Consider the following 3,327-nt stretch of genomic DNA (forward strand, 5'->3'; position numbering starts at 1 on the left):
CGTTTGAGGTTTTCTTTCCCCATCGTTGAAATAAATAATATAGTAGTATGTACCTACAGGTACTCGCTTGTCATCTCTATTTAACGTTAATCTACCACTAGAATATCCATTCCACCATTGAATATCGTTTCCAGACCTTCCATTGTTTTCATAATTATGAACTCTATTACCCCAACGATCATAAATTTCTATTCTAAAGTCTGGGAAACCAGTTAGTAGAGGAATTATAAAAGTATCGTTATCACCATCATTATTTGGTGAGAAACCATTTGGAACAATATTACATGACAACGGATCTAAATAATTAGGTATTGTATTAAAGTTACAATCATCATTCGTATAATCTCCATCTTCATTCGTATCTTCTTCAAGAGTTGGCTCGCCATCGCCATCATCATCTATATCACGATAATCTGGTTCGACATCTCCTTCAACAATATCTGCAAATAATGGATCATTTTCTAAATCTTGGTCTCTATTCGGAAGATCATTTGATGGATCAGCAATCTCATCATTCACATCGAAAGGATCATTAAGGTTAGCCCCTTCAAAAGCATCATCTAAGCCATCTCCATCTGTATCTGTTCCGCTAGCTTCTCTATCTGGGAAACCATCGTGATCTATATCATTTCCTTCAATAGCGTCTGTTAAACCATCATTATCTGAATCATCATCTAGATAATCAGGATCATCCGTACCATCAGTATTTTCTGGAGTGATTCCGTTAGAATTTGGATTACCAGAAGTATCACTATCATAAGCATCATCTAAACCGTCATTATCAATATCAATTCCACTTGGTTCTATATATCCAACTGTTGGTTGACCTTCTACATTATCTGGTATACCATCATCATCAGAATCAATATCTAGATAATTTGGGTTCGAATCGCCGTCTAAACTATCGGTGCCCTCTAAGATTGTTAAAATACCATCATTGTCATCATCTATATCTAAGTAGTTCGGTTGACCATCTCCATCAAAATCATCATCAAACGGATCACCACTACCATCAATATCTTCATCTAATGTCGAAACTCCATCACCATCATCATCGATATCGCGATAATCAACATTGCTATCTGATTGACCATCAGTAACATCACCATCAGTATCAGGTAAATCTATTACTGGATCATTTATTTCATCATTAATATCGAATCCGTCATTAATATCTGCTCCTTCGTAACCGTCATCTAATCCATCACCATCTGTATCAACACCGGTGAAAGAAGCCTCTGTATTGTCTATCATACCATCATGATTAATGTCATGAGCTTCTATACTGTCTGGTACGTTGTCATTATCTGAATCTAAATCTAGATAATCATCATTATCTGTTCCATCTGTGTTTTCAATTGCTATTCCCTCGCCAGAACCAGGTGTGTTTTCATATACATCATCTAGACCATTTCCATCACTATCAATTCCAGATGGAGCAATATAACCCAATGTCGACTGACCTTCTACATTATCCGGTACGCCATCATTATCAGCATCAATATCTAATTGATTGATTATTCCGTCTCCATCAAAATCTAAATTATCGCATACATTATTTGTGTTTAATGTACAGAAGTCTGGGTCTTCAAAGTTTGGTATTCCATCATTATCGTCATCCCCAGTTGCATCAATACCATTGCTTTCGGCGGTGTCTAAAATACCATCATTATCATCATCAATATCGGTAATATCTGGTATACCATCACCATCTGTATCAACTAGTACAATAATAAATACAGTTGCTGTAGATGTGTCTCCTGTTGGGCTACCTATTAATCCTTGACCGTCTTCTATTGTATATGTAAAGGAATCTGGACCCGTATAATTTGGATTAGGAGTATACTCTGCAAAATCATCCGTAGGATCATTTGGAGTACCATTATCATTTATTATAGCCGTACCATTTGTTGGAGGTGTGGTAATTACGATTGGGGTTGTACTTGGGCCATCTCTACCAAAATCATCTGGGCCATTACCATTATCTAATAAGACCATGATAGGGTTATCTAAAGAATTCTCAACTACAACTGCATTGTCGTCTACTGCCGTAGGTAAGAAATTGATTACAATAGTATCAAGGATACTTTCGTCATCATCATCATTTAAATTACCATTATTATCGTCATCCACATTAAAGCTTTCCGTAACATCACTATCAAAATCAACGTTATCTGAAGCTGTAATTTCTGCTTGATTATAATAGCTAGTAGTAGTATTTGTTCCTGTAGTGAGTACTTCTGCATCAAATTGAAGAAGTAAATCACCAGCATTAGCAACATTTAATCCAGTCCAAGTAATTGTATTACCAACTAATGTTCCTCCATTATTAATATTTGTAATGTTTCCATAACCATCAGGTATTACATCTTCAACAGAAACTCCTGTTGCATCACTTGGCCCATCATTATGAACAGTTAAAGTAAACGTTATAATATCACCAGTTGTAGGGTTTAAATCATTAACCGTCTTAACCAAACTTAAGTCTGAAACTGGAATAGGAGTAACTATTATAGAAGCTTCATCATCATCTACTATTCCATCACCACGGTCGTCTGTTCCAAAACTTACGTTAGGGTCACTATCAAAATCAACATTATCTGAAGCAGTTACTTCCGCAAAATTTTCATAATCAGCAGCCACACCATTGGCTAATACCGTTGCTGTAATATTTAATGCGGCTGTATTACTTCCTACTGTAGCGGGAATTGTAGGAACTGTCCAAATTCCAGTACCAGAAACATAAGCCCCACTGCTATCATCAATTACATATGTATAACCTGTTGGCAATAGATCTGTAACCACTACTCCTGTAGCATCGCTTGGCCCGTTATTAGTAATAGTTATTGTAAACACAATATTAGACCCTACAAAAGGTGTTGTATTATTTACTGTTTTAGCAATCTCAAGGTCAGAAACTGCTATTGGATTTACATCTACTGATGCATAATCATCTTCTAAAGGATCACCGTTTGCCGGATTAGAATCTGGATCAAAATTATCTGAAGCAGTAACTTCTGCAACATTTGTATAAGTTCCTGTTGGGTTTACTGTTGCAACAATATTAATTGAAGTTGAAGCTGAGTTAGCTAAATTTCCAATTGTCCATAAACCTGTTGTATCACTATAATTTCCACCGCTATCATCGCTTACATACGAATATCCATTTGGCAATAGATCTGTAACTTCAACTCCTGTAGCATCGCTCAATCCATTATTAGTTACCAAAATTGTAAAAGTCACATCAGATCCTACAAATGGGGTGGCATTGTCTACTGCTTTAGTTAATTCTAAATCTGATACTGCTATTGGTGTAGTGTCTATGGT

At 36.1% G+C, this 3,327-nt stretch carries 1 protein-coding gene; it reads right to left on the reverse strand.

Annotated features, from left to right (window positions below):
* The coding region (locus tag AC1EUV_RS13770; RefSeq protein ID WP_480199299.1) for a T9SS type B sorting domain-containing protein at positions 1–3,327 on the reverse strand (3,327 nt) is incomplete at both ends.

The sequence above is a fragment of the Maritimimonas sp. 2304DJ26-3 genome (assembly GCF_056591635.1).